The organism is Streptomyces sp. NPDC051636 (genome assembly GCF_044453765.1).
Taxonomy (GTDB): Bacteria; Actinomycetota; Actinomycetes; order Streptomycetales; family Streptomycetaceae; genus Streptomyces.
Window position 1 is genome coordinate 1 of record NZ_JBITDA010000093.1, and the last position, 1,272, is coordinate 1,272.

The 1,272-nt window shown below is 54.9% G+C and carries 1 pseudogene; it reads right to left on the reverse strand.

What is annotated here, in order from left to right:
* Positions 1-1,242 (reverse strand): annotated as a pseudogene (locus tag ACIBBH_RS42520) (IS3 family transposase); the annotation flags it as partial.
* Between the last annotated feature and the right edge of the window lie 30 nt (positions 1,243-1,272).

Sequence of the window (1,272 nt, forward strand, 5' to 3'; positions counted from 1 at the left end):
TCCTGATATAGGTTGACACTTTTCAACCGGATAACGCCCGATGAACCTCATCGGGCGTTTTGTATTTCAGCGACAAGTGCGGCCGCCGCGTGTTGTAGAGGTTCACCGACTCCCTGACCATCTTTCTTGCCTGCGCGATATCTTCTGGCCTGCCGAGCAGGTATTCCGTTTTGAGTATCCCGTTTATCCGTTCCGCCAGCGCGTTCTGATAACAGTCATACCCGTCCGTCATCGAGCAGATGACGCCATACTGCTGATGTAACGCCTGATATTCCTGCGAGCAGTACTGGATACCCCTGTCCGAGTGATGCACCAACGGCAACGCCGTGCGTCTGCCGGCCAGTGCCATTTTGAACGCGCAGGCGACATGCCGGGTATGCAGACTGTCATGCACGTGATATCCCACGATTTTTCTCGACCAGGCATCCGTTACCAGGCTGACATACGCCGTCCCCGTTCTCAGCGGCAGGTAGGTGATATCCGCCACCCATACCTGTTCCGGACGGCTGGCTATTACTTGATTGTCTCCCGCTTTTAGCAGGTTGGGATGGCGATAAAAACGATGATGGCTGTGCGTCGTCTTGTGATACGCCCGTTTAGGCATCACCAGTAACCGCGCGCAGCGCAGGATACTGAACAACCGGTCACGGCCCACATGCAACGCCGGTTCGGGGTGTTGCCGCAACAGGTGATGCAGCTTACGTGTCCCCAGTCGGGGTTGGTGCAAGCGGATGGCCGTCACCTGTTCGACGAGATGCCGGGCCTGCTCCTCTTTGCCTGCTTCACGCTGCAGGGACTGATACCACGCTTGTCGGCTGATGCCCATCCATCGGCAGGCCCGCGTTACTGTGAGTCCCGGTACTTGTGTTTGCGCGATAAGGCGGTTAGCTGCTTTTTTGTCAGCGTGGCGCCAAAGTCGGTGTTCATCACTTTGACGACAGCTTCGAAGAACTGGGCTTTGACTTCAGATTCAGCCAGTTGCTGCTCAAGTTCTTTAATACGCTGTTCGGGCGTCAGGGGGAGTTTGGGCATGTTGTCTCCGCACGTTCTGGTGGAAGGAGAAGTTCGCCAGTCAAGTTGACCGTATTTGCGCAGCCAGTTCATGACAGTCTGGCTGCCTTGGATACCGTAGCGATCTTGCGCCTGGCGGTATGTCATCTCGCCTTTTTCGACCTGTTCGACGACAGCCAGTTTAAAGGATAGAGAGTAATCGCGTTGTGTGCGTTTAATATACTGGTTCATCACATTTTCCTCTGTGCGTGAGTAAAATGT